This window comes from Dolichospermum sp. UHCC 0315A (genome assembly GCF_008121535.1).
Lineage (GTDB): Bacteria > Cyanobacteriota > Cyanobacteriia > Cyanobacteriales > Nostocaceae > Dolichospermum > Dolichospermum lemmermannii.
In genome coordinates, this window is sequence record NZ_CP043056.1 from 2,340,719 (window position 1) to 2,363,164 (window position 22,446).

Sequence of the window (22,446 nt, forward strand, 5' to 3'; positions counted from 1 at the left end):
AACGTAAAACCCATAGCCTGCCTGGGAATGAATTCCCAGTCTAATTGCTGGGGATAGCCATTGTGCGTGAGTGCTATTTTAACTTTGTCAATGTGGTCATTATTAACGCATAGTGATCTTGACATTGCTTATCCTGGGTTAATTTATAACATCATCAGTATATATTGGATTGTCTAATTATATCTTACGTATATTCTCATCTTTATGCCAGTTAAAGATGTGGCATAGTGAATTATATTTTTAACTACGGACTATGTATTAATAAAGTTCAGTTATAAGTCACGATAAGTCAGTGCTTCTCAGTACGTAAGTCAGTATAAGGTTGGTTAGACTGGAGCTAGTGTGTTTTACTAGCAGTGCTTGGAAATAGCAATCGGATAATTTCATCTACCAAATTATTAAAGGAACATCATCTAATGTTTAACTACAATGGCAGCCAATATACTTTAACCAGTTATGGAACATGGCAAGAAGCTCAGGCTCAGGCACAGAGTTTAGGCGGAAATCTTGTCACCATTAACAATCAAGCAGAGCAGGATTGGTTAGTCAGTACCTTTGGTGTTAATCAAACGCTGTGGATTGGTTTAACAGATGAGGTGACAGAAGGCACATTCAAGTGGGTGAGTGGTGAAATATCTACTTATACTAACTGGCTTCCCGGTGAACCAAATAATGGCTGGGATGGAGAAGATTATGTAGAAATGAATTTTGGTTCTCCTGGTAAGTGGAATGATTCTTCAAGTAACCAATTCCGCAGAGGCATTGTTGAAATCACAAATATTTCCCCAAGCATTACCCTAGCAGTATCACCCAGTAGCGTACTAGAAGATGGTACAACCAACCTAATTTACACATTTACGCGCACAGGAGCGACAACCAATCCCTTAACTATTAACTACGGTATTACTGGCACAGCCAACAGTGGTGACTATACAGGAGCAACACCCGGCACAGGAAAAACCATCACCTTTGCGGCGGGTGCAAGTACAACCACTTTAACTATTGACCCTATCGCAGATACAACAGTAGAAAATAATGAAACTGTGGCGTTAACTCTAGTTTCTGGAACAGGTTATACAGTCGGCACAACTACAGCCGTCACGGGAACTATTATCAATGATGACAGTACATTCAATTACAACAACAGCACATATCTCTTAACTAATCTTGGTACATGGCAACAAGCTCAGGCTCAAGCGCAGAGTGTAGGGGGAAATCTTGTCACCATTAACAGTCAAGCAGAGCAGGATTGGTTAATCAGTACCTTTGGTAGTAGTGAACAGTTGTGGATTGGTTTAACAGATCAGGTAACAGAAGGTCAATTTAAGTGGGCAAGTGGTGAAATATCTACTTACACTAACTGGTATGCCGGTCAACCAGACAATGGTGGTCCGAACGGGGAAGATTACGTGGTGTTAAATTACGGTTCTGCTGGTAAATGGAACGATTATCCCAATGATCTTTCTTCTTTCCGAGGCATCATTGAAATTACATCTCCAACTTATACCCCTATCGAATCAACTGGCAACACCAAACTAATTAAAGATATAACAGATAAATACTTTACCCAAATAGGGACAAATACCCCAATCGCTATCAAAAACGGTGGACAACAAATCTTCCAAAATATTTACCCCGGATGGCAAACCCTAGCAGCGGAAACTGTGAATGGTGAAAACCAAGTTCTCTGGAAAAATACCGCCGGAAACTATCTGCATATTTGGCGTTTAGATAATAACTGGAATCGTGTTTCTTCTGAAGGACAATTTGCATTAAATTCTGCGGCAGCTTTCACTCAAGAAACTAATTTTGGCATAGATACCAATGGTGATGGTATTATTGGCAGTCCTTACACCACAGTTGAATCATCAGGTAACACTAAATTAGTCAAAGATACCGCCAATAAGTTCTTTGCCCAAGTGGGAGAAGGTATCCCAACTGCTATTAACAATGGTGGAGTGCAAATCTTCCAAAATATCTACGCGGGATGGCAAACCCTAGCAGCAGAAACCGTCAATGGCGTTAATCAAGTTCTTTGGAAAAACGTTTCTGGAAACTTCCTGCATATTTGGCGTTTAGATAATAACTGGAATTGGGTTTCTTCTGAAGGACAATTTGGATTCAATTCTGCTGATGCTTTCACTCAAGAAACTAATTTCGGCATAGATGCCAATGGTGATGGCGTTATTGGTAATCCTGCTGGCAATCCTTACATTCTCATTGAATCATCAGGTAACACTAAATTAGTCAAAGATACAGACAACAAATTCTTTGCTCAGGTGGGGCAAACTATCCCAACTGCTATCAAAAATAGTGGAGTACAAATCTTCCAAGATGTCTACGCAGGATGGCAAACCCTAGCAGCGGAAACCGTCAATGGCGTTAATCAAGTTCTTTGGAAAAACATTTCTGGAAACTTCCTGCATATCTGGAATTTAGATAATAACTGGAATTGGGTTTCTTCTGAGGGACAATACGCATTAAATTCTGCTGATGCTTTCACCCAAGAAACTAAATTTGGGATAGATGCAAATGGTGATGGTGTTATTGGCAGTGGTTACACCGCAATAGAATCAGCAGGTAATACCAAACTAGTCAAAGATGCCACCAACAAATACTTTGCTCAAGTAGGAACAAGCACCCCAACTGCTATCAAAAATGGTGGAGTACAAATCTTCCAAGATGTCTACGCAGGATGGCAAACCCTAGCAGCGGAAACCGTCAATGGCGTTAATCAAGTTCTTTGGAAAAACATTTCTGGAAACTTCCTGCATATCTGGAATTTAGATAATAACTGGAATTGGGTTTCTTCTGAGGGACAATTTGCATTAAATTCTGCTGATGCTTTGGCTAAAGAAACTGTCTTTGGTATAGATGCAAATAGTGATGGTGCTATTGGCAATCCCTCTAGTCTGACTTTGACAGGTACTAATGGTAACGATATCCTTATCGGTGGTACAAATAATGATGTTCTCACTGGTGCGGGTGGTAAAGATACCTTGACTGGTGGTTTAGGCAGCGATAAATTTGTCTACCAAAATCTTACTGATTCTCTCCTAGCTAACTTTGATGTCATCACTGATTTCAACGCCACTCCAGGTAATGATTTGTTCCGTGTTTCTACGGCATTAGCTGGATTTGTGGATGTGGGAGCAGTTAATACTCTAGATGCTGCTGGTATTGGGGCAAAATTAGCAGCCTTTGGTTCAAATTACGCTGCTCAATTCAGTTTTGGACAAAGAACTTTTGTGGCTATTAATGATGCAATCGCAGGGTTTAATGCTGCTAATGATGCCATCATTGAAGTCACAGGATTAACAGGAACATTGAATGTTAATAATTTTGTGATTGTTTAGCTTAACAGGGTTTAGCAGTGCTAAACCCCTACCATATATCTAAGTTAAGGTATTTCATGTTGATTTAATATCACTAAAATTAATAATATTGACAGGTTACTTATCATGTTTTCGTCAATTTGTCAATAGTAAATTTTTACTATCACTCAAGTTAGATCATTTCTGAACAAATTTATGGCTAAACTTGTTGAGGGAAAAGCTATTAATTTTGTAAATTTTTGTATCAGTCGGGGAAAATAATTTCTGAAACTACTGTCAATAAAGGGTTTGAGACTAACATCTTTTTAAAGATCAAAAATTGACAACAGTAACCCAATTATGAAATTCTCTTAGATTATAGCAAATCGCGGAAAGTATTGCAACCTCGTTGATAAATAGAAAAGATTCTCAATTAATTATTAAGGAAATCTAAAGGCAAATTACTATAAGTTATAAATATCAAAAGTATTCTTAGTTTAGGATAATTTTAACTTATGATAAAGCGACGAAAACTGATATATCTGAGAAAGAACGCTGGGGATTAAACTATGAGCATATTATTGGATTATAGCGTTTGCAGTAGCGTCTCGTATCCCTTGCGAGAATTTCAGATCCCCGACTTCTCTAAGAAGTCGGGGATCTTATGGATCTTATTGTTGAGCATAATACCGGGCATATCTCCCTTCTAAAGCTAATAATTCCTCATGATTTCCCGACTCCACAATTTGCCCTTTTTCCAACACCAAAATGCGATCGCACTTCCGCACCGTTGATAATCTATGGGCAATAATTAACACCGTGCGGTTTTCCATTAATCTCTCCAAAGCCTCTTGTACCAAAGCTTCTGATTCCGAATCTAACGCTGATGTGGCTTCATCAAGGATCAAGATTTGCGGGTTGAGCAGGACTGCACGAGCGATCGCAATTCGCTGTCTTTGTCCCCCGGATAAATTCACACCTCGCTCTCCTACCCAAGTATGATAACCTTCCGGTAATTGCTGAATAAATTGATCAGCATTGGCGATTTTTGCCGCTGATTCCACTGCGTTAATATCAAAAATATTTTGTCCAAAAGCGATATTTTGGGCAATAGTTCCCGAAAACATAATTGTTTCTTGAGGAACAATGCCAATCTGTTTTCTTAAACTATTTAAAGTCACATCTCGAATATTGACACCATCTATGAAAATTTCCCCAAATTCAGGATCATAAAATCGAGGTAATAGATTCACAAAAGTAGTTTTACCAGCCCCAGAAGCACCAACCAGAGCAATAGCTTGACCTGGCATGACTAATAAACTAATATTATTTAATACAGGTTCTCCTGATTTATAGGCAAAAGTAATATGGCAATATTCAACTTTACCATTAACAGCAGGTAGGGTAATAGCATTGGTTTTTTCTAATACCGTTGGTTGAATTGCTAATAACTCAAAAACCCGATCAACTGATGCCTCACCTTGTTTAAATTCATTATAGTTATTAGTAGTATGACCAATAGGATCGATTAACAAAGCTGCTGCTGTTAAATAACTAAAAAATTCACCGACAGTTAAATTGCGTTGAGATATTTGCCAAGTTCCTACCATTAACAAAGATAACGCACTCACAGCTTCTAAAAATCCGACAATGGGAATTTGAATCGCTTTTAATCTTTCTAATGAATATTTAGCTTTAAAACTGCGTTCTGCTTCATAACTAAACCTATCAATTTCATATTTTTCCGCAGCAAAAGCTTGAATTAAGCGAATCCCGCTAAAAACTTCCGTTAAAATAGCGGATAAATCAGAAATACGACTTTGACTTTTGAGAGAATATTTCCGTAAACGTTCCCCAAACCAACCAATTAAAATTCCCATAATTGGAGCAACAATTACCGTCGCTAAGGTAAGTTGCCAATTTAAATAAATCATGTAAATGGGAATAGCAATTAATTGCAAAACACAGGGAGTAAAATCATGAAAAAGTTTATTAATAACTTCTCCCACCCTGTCAACATCTTCCGTGAGACGATAAGATAAATCTCCAGCTTTAGCAGTTTCAAAATAGCTGAGATTGAGTTTTTGTAAATGAGTATAAACCTGTTGCCGGAGATAAAAAGCGATTCTTAACGCTGCCTTAGCCATGTATAAATCTTGTACAGACTGAAAAAAGCCGCGCACAAGAAATATAGCAGCACTGATTCCGGCTAATTGAGCGATCGCTAATACATTACCATTCCCGAAGGGAACAGCCAACTTACCCGCGACATTAATCAGGGTTAAAGTTGCCAGTACATATCCCAAAATCCCGACAAAACCCTTAGCAATAGGTTGCCATTGGGTGCGGATATAGGGTAAAAGTTGCCAATAATTAGAACGTGTTTTCAAGTTGTCACATCCACAAAAAATATTTTCCTTTGTTTGACGCTACCAGCTTTTGGTCATATTTGGGAATAGGGATGGGTAAACTGTCATCAAAACAAAGCATTTGATCATTTATTAGCTCTATTTTCTTTAATTACATGAATAACAGATGGTAATAAAGAAACAACAACAATTAAGCCAATTATTGGTAAAAGATACTTATCTAACTGTTCCGCTGGCAAAGTTTTTCCCAGGAAAAATCCTAACAAAGTAATTCCAAATGTCCAAACAAAACCACCGATTAAGTTATAAGACATAAAAGACCGATAGTGCATAGCCCCAATACCTGCTACAATCGGCGCAAAAGTCCTCACAATTGGCATAAATCTAGCTAAGACAATTGTTTTTTTCCCATGCTTTTCATAAAAATCTTGAGTTTTCACAATATGTTTTTTACGAAATAACCAAGAATCATCCTTCTCAAATAATTTTCTGCCAAATTTATGCCCTGTAAAATACCCGACATTATCACCTAATACAGCACAGAAAAACGCACCAAAAATCAGTACCCAAATATTTAGCAAGTTTTGAGAAGCAACAAATCCAGCCGTAAATAGTAAACTATCACCAGGGAGAAAAAACCCAATCAATAAACCAGATTCAGCAAAGATAATTCCCCATACTCCAAAATAACCCAGCGATTTAATTAATTCCGGTAAATTAAAGTGCATAAAATCCGATTTGCTTAAGAAGTTGCATTCAACATTTTAACGTTCATAAATTATAAAAATACCAAATAAGATTAAGTTTAGATAAAATTATTTTATATTCAAGAGATATTGGGGTAAAGGCGAAAAATGGCAAGATATTTAAAAGTGTTGAGATTATTTTGGAGTGCTGCCATTGCGGCAGAAATGGAATATCGTATTAATTTTATCATTTCTGCTTTCAGTAGCCTAGGTAATTTAGTAGGTAGTATCTTTGGTTTGTTCCTATTTTACCGCACAGGCTACACTTTTACGGGCTGGTCATGGGACGCAGCTTTAGTAGTCTTAGGAATTTTCACCCTATTACAAGGCTTTTCGTCTACCTTCCTCGCTCCCAACTTAAATCGGATTGTGCGTCATGTTCAAGAAGGGACTTTAGACTTTGTATTATTAAAACCTATTCGTAGTCAGTTTTGGTTATCTATTCATACCCTTTCCCTCTGGGGAATACCAGATTTAATCTTAGGTTTGCTCATCATTGGCTACGCTGGTAGAAAACTTAACTTAGGAATTGACAAATACTTACTGACTATTTTTCCCTTGGCTTGCGGTTTAGTCATTCTTTACAGCCTGTGGTTTATCCTCAGCGCAACAAGTATTTGGTTTGTTAAAATATACAACGTCACAGAAGTATTAAGAGGGTTTCTAGATGCTGGAAGATATCCAATTACAGCCTATCCGGCGGCTTATCGCTTCTTCTTTACCTTTATAGTTCCAGTAACTTTTTTAACAACAGTTCCAGCCCAGTCTCTGTTAGGTCAAATTCAGTTTACCTGGTGGCTAGGTGCGGGATTTTTAGCAATTGTCTTATTCTTTATTTCTACTCAGTTTTGGCGGTTTGCTCTCCGTTTTTATACCAGTGCTTCCAGTTGATTATACAGCAGGAGTGAGCAGGCAAAAATTAAGATCCCCGACTTCTAACGACAAATCGCAATTTCTAGAGATGATGACAGCAGAAGTCGGGGATTTGGGAAACCTGACGATTACAAGATATCTGGATCTTCACCCAATTCTCGTAATCTGGCAGCTAACCTAGCTGCTTTTGCTTGAGCTTCCTCCTCTCGTGATTTAGCTGCCTCTGCTTGAGATTTAGCTGCCTCTGCTTGAGATTTAGCTGCTTCCTCTGGTAATAAAACTAGATTACCAGCAACATCATAAAACCGCGCCCAAATTGTAGTTTCCCTTTCTACCGTTCCTTCCCAAGTTCCCAACCATAAACCTAAACGTCTACTCCATAGCCAACCATGTTCATTAGGAATTAACGGCTGGTACTTTTGATTATCATCTAAATGCCATCCTTGTAAAGAACGAGGATTAAATGGATCATAGACAAAATAATCCGAGGTACGAAAAGTCTGTTCATAAAGGTCTTTTTTAATGCCTTTATCTATTGCTGCCGTAGAAGGTGACATTAATTCCACAATTACATCAGGATAGCGACCATTCTCGTCCCAAACCACCCAACCTTGTCGAGTGTTAGTACCATCAATATTGAGAACAGCAAAGAAATCGGGACCGCGAAAATCACGATTACGAACCTGGGTGCTGCTGTAATAAATAAACATATTGCCCCCAGTAAAATAATCATTGCGATCGCACCAAAGCTGCTGCAATGATCGGATAAGGACATTCATTCCAGTCCGATGTCTATATGATTCCAAGGGTTCACCATCATCAAATATTAAGTCTGTTGGTGGGTCATGGGTTTCACCATCGTCAAACACATAATAGGTGGATGAGTCATGGGTTTCCCTGTCCACAATGGCTAGATTCTTTTCGGTAGTCATGAGTGATTATCGCCTTTTTCATCAAGCCTAAACTTCTATAATAATCTGCCCAGAGCTTTCTCAAAGTCTTTGACTATAGCGGTAATTGCTTAAAAGTTATCAAAATTTCCGATTTTATCCAGTAAAATTACAGACAAGCGTATATTATATAGTTAGTCAACTCCTTAAAAGACTTCACAGGTGCAAAATGAGTTCAGAATCTAATGTTAAATTCACAATTACTCTTGCCAATCCAGATTTAGATGCAGAGGAGCAGGAACGGGAAACACGGAATCTGCTGCGAGACATTAATGACTTAGATGTGGAAAGTGCTGGATTTGTAGAAGTGACAGAAATACCAGAAGGAGCTAAATCTGTTGGTGGTTTTTTGGTCGGGGCTTTACAGGCTGAGGTCACTATTAGTAATTGTTATAAATTATTGGCATGGTTGGGCGGCTTGGGTAACAAAACTATTGAATTGGAAGTTGAAGCCAACGGTAAAAAGCTGAAAGTTAAAGCCAATGGTCAGAAAGAACTAACAGCAGCACTGGAATTAGCACAAAAATTTGTAGCAGCAAACTAAGAAAAAATCGCACAGTATAAAGAAAGGATAGCAAAATGGTGAAAGTAGCCCTGCTAATTGGAGTTAGCGAGTATGAACCTGGACTGAACTCATTACCAGCCTCAGTCAAGGATGTACAAGCGATCGCTAAAGTTTTGCAAAATCCTGAAATGGGTGGCTTTGCTGAATCAGATATCCAAAAACTAGAGAATCCCGATCCGCAAACAATGCAAGAAGCAATTGAGGGATTATTTAGCGATCGCCATAAAGATGATTTAGCAATAGTATACTTCTCCGGTCATGGCATTAAAGATGAAAGCGGCAAACTTTACCTCGCTACTCGCCTCACCCGTAAAAATCCTCAAGGACAACTGATTAAATCAACATCTGTTCCTGCCAGTTTCATCCATGACATCATGGGCAATAGCCGTTGTAAGCGCCAAGTCATAATTCTCGACTGTTGTTTTAGTGGCGCATTTGCCGAAGGCTGGTCAGCAAAAGAAGATGGTACTATTGATATCCAGACTCAACTCGGTGGAGAGGGACGTGCAGTTCTTACCTCTTCCACTTCAACACAGTATTCTTTTCAGCAACCAGGAGAAAATCTTTCTACTTATACTCGCTACATCGTCGAAGGTATTGAAACAGGTGCAGCGGATTTAGATAATGATGGTGTTATTTCAGTTGATGAATTGCATGAATACGCCAAAAAGAAAGTTAAAGAAGCATCTCCCGCGATGCTACCAGAAATATATGCAGTTAAGGAAGGATTTAAAATTCTGTTGGCTAAAACACCAATTGGCGACCCCAAACTGAGATATCGTAAAGAATTTGAAACTTATGCCAGTAGAGGCGAAATTTCCGTGATTGGTCGCAAAATCTTAGACACTCTAGGTCAGAATTTGGGATTGCGGACTGAAGAAACGACTGTAATTGAATCTGATGTTTTAAACCCTTATCGAGAGTATCAACAAAAACTAAAAGAATATCAACAGGCATTAACTAACGCGCTAGAAAATGAAAAGACTTTAAGTGATAATATTCGCCATGAATTGCGACGTTATCAAGAAATTTTGGGACTAAGAGATGAAGATATAGAAAAAATTAATGCTAGTATTAATTCTCAACAAAAAGCTAGTCTCTCGCTTGATAAAAATTTAGCCATTGATGAAAGTCAAAACCTTCCACAAAGTGAAACCGTTAAAGTAACGAATACACCTTTGTCGTTGAAGATCACAGTTTTAACTATTTTCATTATAGTAACAAGTATTTATTATCAGATAGAGAAAGAGAATTTGAAGATATCAGCACCAAATATCCCATCAACAGTAAATAATAGCAATAATTTTGATTTTAGTATACTAGATAAGTATAAAATTTTCATATATTACAAAAAAAATATCACATCTTTATCTACAAATGCTGATATGATTAAACAAAAACTTAACGCATATAAATTTAAAGGCCAAATAACCACTAGGGAAAAAGACAATTCATTTTTCAAAGACAAAAATTATCCACAAGAAAATCCACCAACCTATGAAATTCGCTATGAACCAAATGAGGAAAATGCAGCTAATATTTTATATAAGTTTTTAACAAAATCTTTTCCATCAAAGAAGTTTACTAAACAACCCATTGGAGATCCATCAGAAAATTCTATGTCTATCTTTCTCGGAGAATAATTTTCAGATCCAATATAACTAGAGAATGGTGATAAAATCACTGGATTTACAAATTATCCCTAACCCAACTCCTAAAACTCCGCATAGCCTGACTTCTCCCAATAGTTAAACACTGCCGTACATACTCATTAACTAATTCAATAATAGGAATATTAGGAAAATTAGGACTAGATGAAGATTTTATATATTTCCCTTCTTGTAACAAGAAAATCTCCAAACCTTGTTGTTGATATCGCCAAAATTCAGGAACTCCCAAAATCTCATAATTGTCAAATCGAGTCCGAGAAGTAATATCAATTTCAATAGCCAAATCTGGTGGTGGCTCTATATTTAAATCAATGCGATTTTTGCCAATTACAGCAGCTTGATTTTGAATATAAAAACTGGTATCCGGTTCTACAGCTTGCCGCATTCGCTCATTTTTAAGTGTCGTCGAACCAAAAGGCTCAAAATCAATTTCTAATTTATCTAATAAAATTCTGACTAATTCACCAAATATCTCTTTATCTTTTTCATGTTCAGGTAAAGGAACCATAATTTCTAACCAACCATCACTATAAGAAATACGTGCAGCACGGTTTTCTCCCATTTCCTCCAAAATATTTTCTAACTGCGGCCAACTAATATCCTTGAGTAACATTTGTTGACCAGGGTTGACAATAATTTGTTGCAGTTCTAAAAGCATATCGCCTCAGAGATTATCCAATTTTTTAAGAATTATCTTTGTTTATAATACAGCGGTTTCCGCTCTTATGAGGTCCAAAGTTGAATCATGAAACTCTTGTAGTGCGGGCATCTTGCCCGCTAGATATGTATCTCATAACACCGGGAAGTGCTGTATGACCGTTCACCGCATAATTGATATTTCCGCTAAAATCAACATCTAAGAACCGTTAAACAGGAGAAACCAGGCGTGCCTACACTCGGTGTAAATATTGACCATATCGCTACCATTCGCCAAGCACGGCGCACAGTAGAACCAGATCCGATAGCAGCGGCAATTCTCGCAGAACTAGCGGGTGCAGATGGCATTACAGCCCATTTGCGCGAAGATAGAAGACATATTCAAGATAGAGACGTGCGACTATTGCGGGAAACGGTGAGAACCCACTTAAACCTAGAAATGGCAGCAACAGCAGAAATGTTAGCCATAGCCCTAGATATCAAACCCGATTATGTTACCTTAGTACCGGAAAAGCGGGAAGAAGTAACCACAGAAGGTGGTTTAAATATTGTCGGACAAATTGCTAGAATAGGAGAGATAGTTGATAAGTTGCAAAATGCTGGCATTCCCGTCAGTTTGTTTATTGATGCCGAACCACCACAAATTGAGGCATCTGTCAAGGTAAAAGCCAAATTTATTGAACTGCATACAGGACAATATGCGGAAGCCAAAGACGAAACAACTCGCCAAAAAGAACTAGCTTTATTAGCCCAAGGCTGTGAACAAGCCATTAAAGCAGGTTTACGGGTGAATGCTGGTCATGGACTCACATACTGGAACGTTTACCCCATTGCCGCCCTTCCAGGCATGGAAGAACTCAACATCGGTCATACTATCATTAGTCGGGCAGCTTTAGTAGGTATCGAAAGAGCAGTTCGAGAAATGAAAGAAGCAATGTCACTTCGTTCCAATTAAAAATTAATAAATTAAAAATTAAAAAGGGTTTCTTCTTTTTTAATTTTTAATTCTCAATTTTGAATTTCTTCCAGAGGGGTTATAGCTGCGTAATTCCAGAAAATTAGAGTCACATTTGGAAACTTCAACCTACTATGAATTCTCAACAGTCTAACAACTTGCCCCTATGGGTACAAGATAGAGACAAGGTAATTGCAGCCAGCACTGATGCTCAATGGCGCAATCAAAAACCCCCTGACTATAGCCGTTCTGAGAAAAACCTAGCAAAAGAGAGTATCCACCATCATCTCGAAGGTACACTAGAAGCTATAGTTGAAAATCTGGTGAGAACCTTTGAAATGGAAGTGTCATGGAAAACTAACCCCGCACAGTGGTTATCTATCGTCAATGACAAATTCCGGGTAACAAGCAATGGTGGTCAAGAATACACCGCTGCCGAATTAGGTAAATCAGGTACTTATAATTTATTTATGGCTGATTCTGAACATTACAAAGCTTCAGAGGAAAGTTTTGAATCATCCCATGATATCTTTCATAGTACCTTTCCTCAAGGATTTCCCTGGGAAGTATTGGCAGTTTATTCTGGTCCTCCCAATGTTACATTTAAATGGCGACACTGGGGACATTTTCAGGGTAAGTATAAAGATTATGCACCCACAGGGAAAACAGTTGAAATTATCGGTATGAGTGTTGCTCAAGTTACCGAAGATTTAAAAATTGTTTCCTTAGAACACTATTTTGATAATGCCCTATTTTTAGAAAGCCTGACAGCAGGTGGCAAACTAGAAAATAGTGAAAATAAGGGCAGTGGTTGTCCTTTTGGTTCTTGGTTTCAGGGATTGAAGAAAAGTTAATCGCTCAGGGTACAGATTCAACACTGCGCCCTAAAATTATAGCAGATCCCCGACTTCTGTTTTCATAATGTCAATAAATGATGAATTAATACTAGAAGTCGGGGATATTACCGCAGTAACCTAAAATTATAGATTAGTCAGCAAGCAAAGAAAATGCAAACATACTATTACGTTTTGGCCAGTCAACACTTTCTTATGGAACAAGAACCAATAGACGAAGTTCTCAAAGAACGGACTCGTAACTATCATGAACAAGAAAAAGAAATTGATTTTTGGTTAGTTAAGCAACCCGCTTTTTTAGAAACACCAAAAATGGCAGGTATTAAAAAGAAATGTCCCCAACCTGCGGCAGCCATTATTTCCACCAATTCGCAATTTATAACTTGGCTAAAACTGCGGTTAGAGTATGTGATTACTGGAGAATTCTCCGCCCCTAGCGACACTATACCAAATCCATTAGCATCCCTTACTAGGGTTTCTTAATAGGGAACAGAGAACGGGTAACGGGGAATATACAGCACTTTCCGGTGTAATGAGGTACATATCCAGCGGGCAAGACTTGTACTGAGCTTGTCGATAGCGCAGCGTGGCGTTAGCCATAGTATGCCCGCACTACAAGAGTTTCATAATTCAAGTTTGTACCTCATTAGAGCGAAATCTGCTGTATAAGAATTTCACCTCTTCCCCAATTACCAATTACCAATTACCAATTACCAATTACCAATTACCAATTACCAATTACCAATTACCAATTACCAATTACCAATTACCAATTACCAATTACCAATTACCAATTACCAATTACCAATTACCAATTACCAATTACCAATTACCAATTACCAATTACCAATTACCAATTACCAATTACCAATTACCAATTACCAATTACCAATTACCAATGACCAATGACCAATGACCAATGACCAATGACCAATTACCAATTACCAATTACCAATTACCAATTACCAATGACCAATTACCAATTACCAATTACCAATGACCAATTACCAATGACCAATTACCAATTACCAATTACCAATTTATGCAAATATTAACAATCTTACCAAGTGCCTTATTACTAGCAGTTACTCCCTTAATTAGCAATATTAATCCTGTTATTGCTCAACAAAATCTTACTAATTGTCAACCACCAAATGCAGGAGAATATTTATTATTAGTAGTAAGTCCCACAACTGAAAATCAAAAGCAGTTGCGTAGTGCATTACCGACTGAATTAAAAACAGTTACTTGCAAATATAATAATCAAACAGTAACGCGAATTGGTGGGTTTAAAAATATTGATTATGCCAATCGCTGGGCAAGGTATATTCAGAATATAGTTGGTTTATCTGCCATTATCACCACTCGCGCTACACAACAAGCACCTCAACAAGCACCTCAACAAGCACCAAAATTACCAACTTCAAAAATTAGCTATAACCCCAAAATATTAGGGGAAGGTTATGCAATTCTGGTTGATTATTTTAACCGTCCAGAAATGGTTAGTAGCTTGCAAAAATCCGTAGAAGGTAATGTGGGTTTTGTCTCCTATGGACAACGCCCTTACCTGTTGGCAGTTTATACTACCAATCAAAAGGAAGCATATAACACATTGCAAAAACTCAGCGAAAGCGGATTTGTAGCCATATTAGCAGATGGTCGCAAAGTAGTGTTACTGCGCTCAACCGTCCGTTGATGGTTATCCGTTGTTTGTTAACTAATGACTAATGACTAATGACCAATGACTAATGACCAATGACCAATGACCAATGACCAATGACCAATGACCAATAACTAATAACTAATAAACAGCCCGCGCTAACCAAGAAATAGCTACACCTAAAACTGAACCAGCGATAACTTGAACTGGTGTATGTCCTAATAATTCCTTGAGACGGTCTTGAAAAAAGTCCGGTTTTTCATGGAATAATTCATCAATCATTTGATTGAGGATTTTTGCTTGCTTACCAGCAGCTTGACGCACTCCAGCGGCATCATACATAACGATGATAGCAAAAACTGTAGCTAGAGCAAATTCTGGAGATGCCCAACCTAAAGTTTGGCCAACGCCGTCTGCTAGGGCTGTTACTAGGGCTGAATGGGCGCTGGGCATACCTCCAGTAGTTACTAAAACACGCACGTTTAATTTACGATGTTTGACTAACTCAACGATAAGCTTTAATCCTTGAGCTACAAAACAAGCTACAAGCGCAACCAGCAGCACCCGGTTGTTAACAATTTCGCCTATGTCCTGCATGGTATTTTGGTGAAGTTAGTAAGTGTAAGCAGTGATTGTATGGAGGAAAAACGGCAGTAGAAGCCAAAATTTAGTTAAAATCCACAATTGGGCTTAGTTATTGCGGTTGATGATAAAGTGAGCGAGCGCTTGCAAAGGAATGGCTTTTTCACCATAGGATGCTAATTCAGCACAAGCTTCAGCAACTAAATGTTGAGCTTTAGCGCGAGATTCTTCAATTCCCCACAGACTAGGATAGGTGACTTTCTTGGCTGTGAGATCCTTACCAGCGGTTTTACCTAACTGCTCTTGGGTAGCAGTGATATCCAGAATATCATCAATGATTTGGAAAGCCAGACCGATATTTTGAGAATAACGAGTTAATTTTTGCACATCTTCGGCAGATGCACCAGCAATAATTCCCCCACAAACTACACAAGCTTCTAACAAAGCTGCGGTTTTATGATTATGAATAAAATTCAGGGTTTCTAAGGAAATATCTGACTTACCTTCCGATTCCAAATCTACCACTTGACCACCGACTAAGCCAGCCGCACCCAAGGCTTTACCCAGGCGAATGATGACTTGTAAAACTCTATCCCTAGGTACATTTGTAGGAGTTTGGGCGGCTACGTGTTCAAAAGCTAAAGCCAATAAACCATCTCCTGCCAAAATAGCCACATCTTCACCATAAACTTTATGATTTGTGAGTTTACCGCGACGATAATCATCATTATCCATGGCGGGTAAATCATCATGAATCAAGGACATGGTATGAATCATTTCTACGGCACAAGCTGTAGCCATAGCCATTTCTATTGTGCCACCAATCATGTCAGCAGTCGCAAGACAGAGAATAGGACGAACTCGTTTACCTCCAGCTAAGAGAGAATAGCGCATAGCTTCATAAATCTTTTCTGGATAAACGACGGTAATGGAATTATCCAAAGCTTGTTCGCAAAGCTGTTGTCGTTGTTTGAGATAGGTAGCGAGGTTAAAACTAGCCGACTCTGATTTTTTTGGGGTTTCCAATCTTTTATCCGTTGCTACCATGCTTTGTATTCCTCTTGACTGTTCAAAATATTGGGCTGTTTGTGATCTGTGTACCAATTTTACGGGGCTTTGGGGCGGAAACACTCACGGTTTTGGTGAGTAATCATGAATATTCATAAAAATTATTTCTCAGTTGCCTGTGGTTTGTAAATAGCTAGAAACAGTATTTTGCAATAACATGGCTACTGTCATTGGACCGATACCACCAGGAACAGGAGTAATATATTCTGCCACATTAGCGATCGCTTCAAACTGAACATCACCAACTAACCGACTTTTACCATTGCTATCTGTAACCCGATTTATTCCCACATCTACCACAACTGCGCCCGGTTTTACCATCTGGGCATTAATCATTCCCGGAATCCCGGTGGCAGCAATGAGAATATCAGCATCTTTAGTAATATCTTGTAAATCCTGGGTTTTGGAATGGGCAATTGTGACTGTGGCATTAGCTGCTAATAACATCAAAGCCATCGGTTTCCCTACTAAAATACTCCGTCCTACGACTACGGCTTTTTTGCCCTGTAAAGGAATTCTATATTCTGCTAACAATCGCATCACACCGGCAGGAGTACAACTCCGTAAACCGGTTTCACCTCGTACCAGTCTTCCTAAGTTCACAGGGTGGAGTCCGTCAGCGTCTTTATCCGGTGCAATTTGATGTAATAGACTGACAGCATCTAAATGATTGGGAAGGGGTAATTGAACCAAAATCCCGTCTACTTGATCATCTGCGTTGAGTTGGGCAATTACTTCCTCTAATTCAGTTTGGCTGGTTTGGGTAGGAAAGTGTTTACCAAAAGAGGTAATCCCCACTTTGGCACAGGATTTTTCTTTGTTACGAACATAGGCGGCTGATGCGGGGTTATCTCCCACCATTAATACCGCTAATCCAGGCGATCGCCCAATTTTACCTTGTAATTTGCTAATTGTCTCACTAAGTTCTTGCTGAATTTTATCGGCTAATGCTTTACCATCAAGGATTTTCGCAGTTTGTTTCATAAGGGAATAGGTGACAGGTGACGGGTGACAGGTGACAGAATAAGAGCTAAAAGCGAAGATAAATATTTTCTATTAAACCTCGTCCATTTTGAAACCCGGAGTAGTGCGGGCATCTTGCCCGCTACTACCCCCCAGGGAGCAAGATGCTCCCACTACTTTTACAGCAGCTACTACCCCCAGGGAGCAAGATGCTCCCACTACTTTTACAGCAGTTTTCGATCAAACCCACTACAAAAATAAATCGTATAACGAAGTTTAGTAATGGGTTTAACCCTTTCCATCTGTAGCACGTTTGATGACAATTTGCTGTAAAACTATGGTTTTCAACCTAAACGGGGTTTAGCTCCTTTATTTGCTCCACCTATCAGCATCTCCATTTTCTCATTTTCCCAGTCCCCTAAAATTTAATTTTTAAAGTAAAATACTTACTTGCTTGATTCACCAATTGTCAAAATAGTAAATTGCGTGAATATAAGCTAAATCGCATACTACAACCAGCTATCCATCGTGCAAGATACCGACTCTATGAATGACATTGCTGCTGCACTCCAACAGCCAGCAGATTTAGACTTTGCATTACCTGATCCAGAAGATGAACAAATTCCTGAGTCCGACTTTTTACAACAACTTGATGTAGCATGGCAGGTATGCGATCGCTTTGATTTACAAACAGAAATTTGGCGTGGTCGCATTTTACGCGCTATCCGTGACCGAGAGAAAAAGGGCGGAGATGGACGCGGTGCGGGTTTTCTTAAATGGCTCAAAGAACGCGAAATCAGTAAGACTCAAGCCTATAGTTGGATTCAATTAGCCAATAGTGCTGATACCTTGATATCAGATGGCAAACTGAACCCAGATACGGTTAATAACTTTAGTAAACGGGCATTTGTAGAAACCGCGAAAGCGTCTCCAGAAGTACAACAGATGGTCAGTGAAGCTGCGGAGAAAGGCGATCGCATTACCCGCAGAGAAGTCCGTCAACTCAGTGACGAATGGACAGCCATGTCCTCCGATTTATTACCAGAAGAAGTTAGGGAAAAAGCCGCAGATAACAGTCTGCCACCGCGCTACATTGCCCCTCTGGTCAAGGAAATGGAAAAACTGCCCGAATTGCACCAAAAGGCATTACAAAGGGATATAGCCGCCAATCCTGACGTTGATACTGTTAAACAAGCTACCTCAGAAGCCCGACAATTAGCCAAATATCTCAAATCTGCTGCCCAAGTGCAAGCGTTAATAGCGGAAGATGTAGATATTGAAACTGCATTAGAAGAAGCGCAAAGAGTCGGTTGTTTAAGTATTGCTGCTGACTTGGTAAATCAAGCATCGCAAATTGAACAAACCATTGGCAAATTGTACATGACCTGGAAAAAAATTAGTAGTTTAGCAGATAGATTATATGTAGATACTGGTGCAAGTACGCCCAATTTGCGATCGCTCCTCACCTGCATAGAACCCCTCGGTGGCGAAATCATGGAACTGCAATTAAGCGGTACAACAGAACACACTATCCGCTTACAAATTCAGGAAACGAGTTAAGTAATTGGTAATTGGTAATTGGTAATTGGTAATTGGTAATTGGTAATTGGTAATTGGTAATTGGTAATTAGTCAAACTCTTTCCCAGTCCCCAACTTCCCCAACTTCCCCAACTTCCCCAACTTCCCCAACTTCCCCAACTTCCCCAACTTCCCCAACTTCCCCAACTTCCCCAACTTCCCCAACTTCCCCAACTTCCCCAACTTCCCCAACTTCCCCAACTTCCCCAACTTCCCCAACTTCCCCAACTTCCCCAACTTCCCCAACTTCCCCAACTTCCCCAACTTCCCCAACTTCCCCAACTTCCCCAACTTCCCCAACTTCCCCAACTTCCCCAACTTCCCCAACTTCCCCAACTTCCCCAACTTCCCCAACTTCCCCAACTTCCCCAACTTCCCCAACTTCCCCAACTTCCCCAATCTCACGGTGCTAATTCCTCCATTTTCTGCGCTAATTCTAAATCTAAATCACTGATAGCATTACCGATGTCATGAGTAACAAGATTTACCTTAACTGTGTTGTAAACATTAAACCATTCGGGGTGATGTCCCATTTTTTCCGCATGAACACCCACACTAACCATCCAACCTAAGGCAGTTGCAAAAGAGCTAAATTTATATTCTTTGTATAATTTCCCTTCTTTAATTTGCCATCCTGGTAAACTATTGAGGGCTAATGTTAGTTCTGCTTCGCTCAATTTTTGTGCTGCCATTTTCCTAACCTACATAGAGATTTATAAATACTAATTCTACCTAATTATCATCTTTTTCTATTTTTCCGCTTCCATCTTTTGACGAGTATATTTAGATAACGGAAATTTAAATAACGGCGATACTTTTGCACTACTTCTTTTCCTACCAGTAGCGCACCCAACCAAAAAAGAACTTCAGCCAAGACCAATAATACTGGGACTAATATAGCTTTTTGGGCGAGAGAAATTGGCAAAAATGGCACAATTACAGCAATGATCAGCCACGGTAAAAATGAGATGATAATTAACACTAAACCCAACTTTTGCATATTTGATGATGATGACGGAATCTGAGTTTAGTATTTTTATATCTGTGGCTGGAGTGATTTAATCTACAGTCTTTAGAATTTTGTCTCGCCCAGACGGACAAAGAATGGATTATAGCGGTTATAGGTTTAGTAAGATACAAGTTTATCCTTTCCCCCCCCGCTGCGGGGGGATTGAGGGGGTGCGAGGAGACTATGATGTATCTCATACAAGTGCATACCGCTATATCAAGTTTAGAACTGAAAGTGAAAATTGGAAAAGCCGTAACTGCGATCGCTACTAAGGTAGAATTAGCAAGGGCTAATAAAAACTTCCCTTGTCCCTACCCCCCGGTAATTGGCTAAAGTCCAATTATTGTGGCCACCCCCTGCTGTTTCTCACCCCCCCAAAGAGGTCAGAAAAACCACAATTAGCGGCAGTAACCCTATAAATGCACTTGTTAGCGCTACTAACAGGCTCAACAAATTGGCATTTTTTTAGATTCCAGTTTAGCTTGGACATTGGCTATGACTCCATACATTTGTTTTTCTGTTGGTACAACCATCAGTAAAAACTAATTTAATAACTATAGTTTCTTGTTAAGTTAAATTAAATCACAGTGATAATTACCCCAAATTGATCGGGTAATTTAAGTTTTTGTATTAAATAATTCATGGACAACGGAGTAACACCGAATATGCAGCAGCTTGTAGACCAAATTGAAAAAATTGATTTCCAAAGCGAAATATATAAAGATGCTTATAGCCGCATCAATGCCATTGTCATTGAGGGGGAACAAGAGGCCCACGAAAATTACATTACATTAGCGAAACTGCTGCCAGCACAGGAAGAGGAATTAATTCGTCTCTCGAAAATGGAAAGTCGCCACAAAAAAGGTTTTGAAGCCTGTGGACGGAATTTAAAAGTGACTCCAGATTTAGTATTCGCTAAAAAGTTTTTCTTGGGACTACACGACAATTTTCAAACCGCAGCCGAAGAAGGTAAAGTCGTTACTTGCCTTTTGATTCAATCATTAATTATCGAATGTTTTGCGATCGCTGCCTATAATATCTACATTCCCGTAGCTGATGATTTCGCTCGTAAAATCACAGAAGGAGTTGTAAAAGAAGAATACAGCCATCTTAACTTTGGTGAAGTGTGGTTGCAAGAAAACTTTACAGAATCTCAAGCCGAATTAGAAGCAGCAAACCGCCAAAATCTGCCCATTGTCTGGAAAATGCTGAACGAAGTAGCAGACGATGCCAAAGTCTTAGCAATGGAAAAAGATGCTTTAGTAGAAGACTTTATGATTCAATACGGTGAAGCACTAAGTAACATTGGCTTTACCACCCGTGACATCATGCGTCTTTCTGCCTACGGACTGGCAACCGTTTAATAACTGCCCACAGGGGTGACGACTTTGTTACCCCAGGGAGGTAGGGGAGGTAGGGGAGTAATAGTTCTGTAGTCAACCGTCAACTGTGAACATTGACCCCTTATGTAGTATTTTTAATAGTTAGATACTATAGTTTGCGATTTCTCCAAAATCCAAAATCTCAAATCCAAAGTTGGTATTGCCCACTAATTCCACAGTTTTGCACGACAGCACACGCCTAATATATCACTCCATGTTTGGTTTAATTGGACATCTGACTAGTTTAGAACACGCTCAATCAGTAGCTCAAGAATTGGGATATCCAGAATATGCCGATCAAGGGCTAGACTTTTGGTGTAGCGCCCCGCCGCAAATAGTTGATCATATCACTGTCACCAGTATCACCGGGCAGAAAATAGAAGGAAAGTATGTAGAATCTTGCTTTTTGCCAGAAATGCTGGCCAATCGTCGTATTAAAGCTGCCACGCGGAAAATTCTCAACGCTATGGCTCATGCTCAAAAGCATGGCATTGATATTACAGCTTTGGGAGGATTTTCCTCAATTATTTTTGAGAACTTTAATTTAGAGCAGTTCAAACAAGTCCGCAATATTAACCTAGATTTTGAACGCTTCACCACAGGCAATACTCATACAGCTTACATTATTTGTCGGCAAGTAGAAGAAGCCTCTAAACAACTAGGGATTGAATTGTCCAAAGCAACTGTAGCTGTGTGCGGTGCAACGGGGGATATTGGTAGCGCAGTCACCCGCTGGCTAGATAAAAAAACAGATGTCCAAGAATTACTATTAATTGCTAGAAACCAAGAACGTCTCCAAGAACTGCAAGCAGAACTAGGACGCGGTAAAATCATGGGATTACAGGAAGCATTACCCCAAGCGGATATTGTCGTCTGGGTGGCGAGTATGCCCAAAGGCGTAGAAATTGACCCGACAACATTAAAACAACCCTGTCTATTGATTGATGGTGGCTATCCTAAAAACTTAGGCACAAAAATTCAGCACCCAGGGGTGTATGTGTTAAATGGTGGCATTGTGGAGCATTCCCTAGATATTGACTGGAAAATTATGAAAATTGTCAATATGGATGTGCCAGGTCGGCAATTATTTGCTTGTTTTGCAGAATCAATGCTATTGGAATTTGAGAAGTTATATACAAACTTTTCTTGGGGGCGTAATCAGATTACCGTAGACAAAATGGAGCAAATTGGTCGTGTGTCCATTAAACACGGTTTTAGACCATTGCTAGTTTAGTCATTAGTCAGTGGTC

25 protein-coding genes are annotated in these 22,446 nt (G+C 39.3%); 14 read left to right on the forward strand and 11 right to left on the reverse strand.

From position 1 onward, the window contains the following. Nucleotides 1–416: 416 nt before the first annotated feature. The gene (locus BMF77_RS27875) at nt 417–3,356 is read left to right on the forward strand and encodes a lectin-like protein (protein WP_246863125.1); all 2,940 of its coding nucleotides are present in this window, start codon (nt 417–419) and stop codon (nt 3,354–3,356) included. 629 nt (nt 3,357–3,985) lie between these two features. Here BMF77_RS27875 and BMF77_RS11470 read toward each other — a convergent pair. Both BMF77_RS11470 and BMF77_RS11475 read right to left on the reverse strand, forming a co-directional pair. Then, nucleotides 3,986–5,704, reverse strand: a complete 1,719-nt coding sequence (locus BMF77_RS11470; protein ID WP_148762895.1) for an ABC transporter ATP-binding protein — start codon at nt 5,702–5,704, stop codon at nt 3,986–3,988. A 104-nt stretch (nt 5,705–5,808) separates the two neighbouring features. Then, nucleotides 5,809–6,411 carry a DedA family protein gene (locus tag BMF77_RS11475; protein ID WP_148762897.1) on the reverse strand — a complete coding sequence of 201 codons (603 nt, stop codon included), beginning with the start codon at nt 6,409–6,411 and terminating at the stop codon, nt 5,809–5,811. 126 nt (nt 6,412–6,537) lie between these two features. On the opposite strand from BMF77_RS11475, the gene BMF77_RS11480 reads away from it, so the two are divergent. Continuing rightward, on the forward strand, nt 6,538–7,320 hold the full coding sequence (locus tag BMF77_RS11480) for an ABC transporter permease (protein ID WP_148762899.1): 783 nt from the start codon (nt 6,538–6,540) through the stop codon (nt 7,318–7,320). 110 nt (nt 7,321–7,430) lie between these two features. On the opposite strand, the gene BMF77_RS11485 is transcribed toward BMF77_RS11480, so the two are convergent. Further along, a complete protein-coding gene (locus BMF77_RS11485) occupies nt 7,431–8,234 on the reverse strand; it encodes a Uma2 family endonuclease (protein WP_246863126.1) in 804 nt (267 codons plus the stop codon). A gap of 187 nt (nt 8,235–8,421) precedes the next feature. Between BMF77_RS11485 and BMF77_RS11490 the strand changes: the two genes are divergently transcribed. Both BMF77_RS11490 and BMF77_RS11495 read left to right on the forward strand, forming a co-directional pair. Next, nucleotides 8,422–8,796 carry a hypothetical protein gene (locus tag BMF77_RS11490; RefSeq protein WP_148762901.1) on the forward strand — a complete coding sequence of 125 codons (375 nt, stop codon included), beginning with the start codon at nt 8,422–8,424 and terminating at the stop codon, nt 8,794–8,796. Nucleotides 8,797–8,831: 35 nt separating this feature from the next. Next, the gene (locus BMF77_RS11495; RefSeq protein WP_148762903.1) at nt 8,832–10,460 is read left to right on the forward strand and encodes a caspase family protein; all 1,629 of its coding nucleotides are present in this window, start codon (nt 8,832–8,834) and stop codon (nt 10,458–10,460) included. Between the two features lie 46 nt (nt 10,461–10,506). On the opposite strand, the gene BMF77_RS11500 is transcribed toward BMF77_RS11495, so the two are convergent. Next, the gene (locus BMF77_RS11500) at nt 10,507–11,145 is read right to left on the reverse strand and encodes a Uma2 family endonuclease (protein WP_148762905.1); all 639 of its coding nucleotides are present in this window, start codon (nt 11,143–11,145) and stop codon (nt 10,507–10,509) included. Nucleotides 11,146–11,373: 228 nt separating this feature from the next. Here BMF77_RS11500 and BMF77_RS11505 point away from each other — a divergent pair, with 228 nt between their 5' ends. The 6 genes from BMF77_RS11505 (at nt 11,374) to BMF77_RS11535 (ending at nt 14,649) form a co-directional block, all read left to right on the forward strand. Further along, entirely contained in the window at nt 11,374–12,099 is a 726-nt protein-coding gene (locus tag BMF77_RS11505; protein ID WP_148762907.1) for a pyridoxine 5'-phosphate synthase, read from the forward strand. Nucleotides 12,100–12,233: 134 nt separating this feature from the next. After that, nucleotides 12,234–12,953 (forward strand): ester cyclase, encoded by a 720-nt coding sequence (locus tag BMF77_RS11510; RefSeq protein WP_148762910.1) that lies wholly within the window; start codon nt 12,234–12,236, stop codon nt 12,951–12,953. Between the two features lie 153 nt (nt 12,954–13,106). After that, the gene (locus tag BMF77_RS11515; RefSeq protein WP_148762912.1) at nt 13,107–13,436 is read left to right on the forward strand and encodes an MgPME-cyclase complex family protein; all 330 of its coding nucleotides are present in this window, start codon (nt 13,107–13,109) and stop codon (nt 13,434–13,436) included. Between the two features lie 103 nt (nt 13,437–13,539). Next, on the forward strand, nt 13,540–13,869 hold the full coding sequence (locus BMF77_RS27880) for a hypothetical protein (protein WP_246863127.1): 330 nt from the start codon (nt 13,540–13,542) through the stop codon (nt 13,867–13,869). A 10-nt stretch (nt 13,870–13,879) separates the two neighbouring features. After that, nucleotides 13,880–14,008 (forward strand): alpha/beta hydrolase, encoded by a 129-nt coding sequence (locus BMF77_RS27305; protein ID WP_210422337.1) that lies wholly within the window; start codon nt 13,880–13,882, stop codon nt 14,006–14,008. Then, entirely contained in the window at nt 13,996–14,649 is a 654-nt protein-coding gene (locus BMF77_RS11535; RefSeq protein ID WP_148762914.1) for a hypothetical protein, read from the forward strand. The genes BMF77_RS27305 and BMF77_RS11535 overlap by 13 nt, the downstream gene beginning before the upstream one ends. 105 nt (nt 14,650–14,754) lie before the next feature. On the opposite strand, the gene BMF77_RS11540 is transcribed toward BMF77_RS11535, so the two are convergent. The 3 genes from BMF77_RS11540 to folD all read right to left on the reverse strand — a co-directional run bounded on the left by BMF77_RS11540 (nt 14,755) and on the right by folD (nt 17,247). Continuing rightward, a complete protein-coding gene (locus BMF77_RS11540) occupies nt 14,755–15,210 on the reverse strand; it encodes a divergent PAP2 family protein (protein WP_015079166.1) in 456 nt (151 codons plus the stop codon). Nucleotides 15,211–15,303: 93 nt separating this feature from the next. After that, entirely contained in the window at nt 15,304–16,242 is a 939-nt protein-coding gene (gene crtE / locus BMF77_RS11545; protein ID WP_148762916.1) for a geranylgeranyl diphosphate synthase CrtE, read from the reverse strand. 129 nt (nt 16,243–16,371) lie between these two features. Further along, a complete protein-coding gene (gene folD, locus BMF77_RS11550) occupies nt 16,372–17,247 on the reverse strand; it encodes a bifunctional methylenetetrahydrofolate dehydrogenase/methenyltetrahydrofolate cyclohydrolase FolD (RefSeq protein ID WP_015079164.1) in 876 nt (291 codons plus the stop codon). 507 nt (nt 17,248–17,754) lie between these two features. Here folD and BMF77_RS11555 point away from each other — a divergent pair. Then, complete coding sequence (locus tag BMF77_RS11555) at nt 17,755–18,786, forward strand: hypothetical protein (protein ID WP_015079163.1); 1,032 nt, start codon at nt 17,755–17,757, stop codon at nt 18,784–18,786. Here BMF77_RS11555 and BMF77_RS29000 read toward each other — a convergent pair. From BMF77_RS29000 to BMF77_RS11570, 4 genes are read right to left on the reverse strand one after another with little or no spacing between them, the layout of a single operon-like run. Then, nucleotides 18,783–18,854: a hypothetical protein gene (locus BMF77_RS29000; RefSeq protein WP_371735618.1), complete on the reverse strand. Its 72-nt coding sequence runs from the start codon at nt 18,852–18,854 to the stop codon at nt 18,783–18,785. The genes BMF77_RS11555 and BMF77_RS29000 overlap by 4 nt on opposite strands. Then, a complete protein-coding gene (locus BMF77_RS11560; RefSeq protein WP_246863128.1) occupies nt 18,854–19,210 on the reverse strand; it encodes a hypothetical protein in 357 nt (118 codons plus the stop codon). Before BMF77_RS11560 ends, BMF77_RS29000 begins: the two co-directional genes overlap by 1 nt. After that, a complete protein-coding gene (locus tag BMF77_RS11565; protein WP_148762918.1) occupies nt 19,207–19,497 on the reverse strand; it encodes a 4a-hydroxytetrahydrobiopterin dehydratase in 291 nt (96 codons plus the stop codon). Before BMF77_RS11565 ends, BMF77_RS11560 begins: the two co-directional genes overlap by 4 nt. Nucleotides 19,498–19,544: 47 nt before the next feature. Then, nucleotides 19,545–19,805, reverse strand: a complete 261-nt coding sequence (locus BMF77_RS11570) for a transporter suffix domain-containing protein (protein WP_148762920.1) — start codon at nt 19,803–19,805, stop codon at nt 19,545–19,547. A gap of 192 nt (nt 19,806–19,997) precedes the next feature. Between BMF77_RS11570 and BMF77_RS26690 the strand changes: the two genes are divergently transcribed. The 3 genes from BMF77_RS26690 to BMF77_RS11580 all read left to right on the forward strand — a co-directional run bounded on the left by BMF77_RS26690 (nt 19,998) and on the right by BMF77_RS11580 (nt 22,430). Beyond that, nucleotides 19,998–20,147: a hypothetical protein gene (locus BMF77_RS26690; protein WP_168204430.1), complete on the forward strand. Its 150-nt coding sequence runs from the start codon at nt 19,998–20,000 to the stop codon at nt 20,145–20,147. Nucleotides 20,148–20,479: 332 nt separating this feature from the next. Next, entirely contained in the window at nt 20,480–21,178 is a 699-nt protein-coding gene (locus tag BMF77_RS11575) for an aldehyde oxygenase (deformylating) (protein WP_148766927.1), read from the forward strand. A gap of 232 nt (nt 21,179–21,410) precedes the next feature. Next, nucleotides 21,411–22,430: a long-chain acyl-[acyl-carrier-protein] reductase gene (locus BMF77_RS11580; protein WP_015079154.1), complete on the forward strand. Its 1,020-nt coding sequence runs from the start codon at nt 21,411–21,413 to the stop codon at nt 22,428–22,430. The last annotated feature ends 16 nt before the right edge of the window (nt 22,431–22,446 follow it).

Coding starts and splice junctions, on each gene's coding strand:
- BMF77_RS27875 (WP_246863125.1), top strand. CDS start 417: ATGTTTAACTACAATGGCAGCCAATATACTTTAACCAGTTATGGAACA.
- BMF77_RS11475 (WP_148762897.1), bottom strand. CDS start 6,411: ATGCACTTTAATTTACCGGAATTAATTAAATCGCTGGGTTATTTTGGA.
- BMF77_RS11480 (WP_148762899.1), top strand. CDS start 6,538: ATGGCAAGATATTTAAAAGTGTTGAGATTATTTTGGAGTGCTGCCATT.
- BMF77_RS11485 (WP_246863126.1), bottom strand. CDS start 8,234: ATGACTACCGAAAAGAATCTAGCCATTGTGGACAGGGAAACCCATGAC.
- BMF77_RS11490 (WP_148762901.1), top strand. CDS start 8,422: ATGAGTTCAGAATCTAATGTTAAATTCACAATTACTCTTGCCAATCCA.
- BMF77_RS11495 (WP_148762903.1), top strand. CDS start 8,832: ATGGTGAAAGTAGCCCTGCTAATTGGAGTTAGCGAGTATGAACCTGGA.
- BMF77_RS11500 (WP_148762905.1), bottom strand. CDS start 11,145: ATGCTTTTAGAACTGCAACAAATTATTGTCAACCCTGGTCAACAAATG.
- BMF77_RS11510 (WP_148762910.1), top strand. CDS start 12,234: ATGAATTCTCAACAGTCTAACAACTTGCCCCTATGGGTACAAGATAGA.
- BMF77_RS11515 (WP_148762912.1), top strand. CDS start 13,107: ATGCAAACATACTATTACGTTTTGGCCAGTCAACACTTTCTTATGGAA.
- BMF77_RS27305 (WP_210422337.1), top strand. CDS start 13,880: ATGACCAATTACCAATTACCAATTACCAATTACCAATTACCAATGACC.
- BMF77_RS11535 (WP_148762914.1), top strand. CDS start 13,996: ATGCAAATATTAACAATCTTACCAAGTGCCTTATTACTAGCAGTTACT.
- BMF77_RS11540 (WP_015079166.1), bottom strand. CDS start 15,210: ATGCAGGACATAGGCGAAATTGTTAACAACCGGGTGCTGCTGGTTGCG.
- crtE (WP_148762916.1), bottom strand. CDS start 16,242: ATGGTAGCAACGGATAAAAGATTGGAAACCCCAAAAAAATCAGAGTCG.
- folD (WP_015079164.1), bottom strand. CDS start 17,247: ATGAAACAAACTGCGAAAATCCTTGATGGTAAAGCATTAGCCGATAAA.
- BMF77_RS11565 (WP_148762918.1), bottom strand. CDS start 19,497: ATGGCAGCACAAAAATTGAGCGAAGCAGAACTAACATTAGCCCTCAAT.
- BMF77_RS11570 (WP_148762920.1), bottom strand. CDS start 19,805: ATGCAAAAGTTGGGTTTAGTGTTAATTATCATCTCATTTTTACCGTGG.
- BMF77_RS26690 (WP_168204430.1), top strand. CDS start 19,998: ATGATGTATCTCATACAAGTGCATACCGCTATATCAAGTTTAGAACTG.
- BMF77_RS11575 (WP_148766927.1), top strand. CDS start 20,480: ATGCAGCAGCTTGTAGACCAAATTGAAAAAATTGATTTCCAAAGCGAA.
- BMF77_RS11580 (WP_015079154.1), top strand. CDS start 21,411: ATGTTTGGTTTAATTGGACATCTGACTAGTTTAGAACACGCTCAATCA.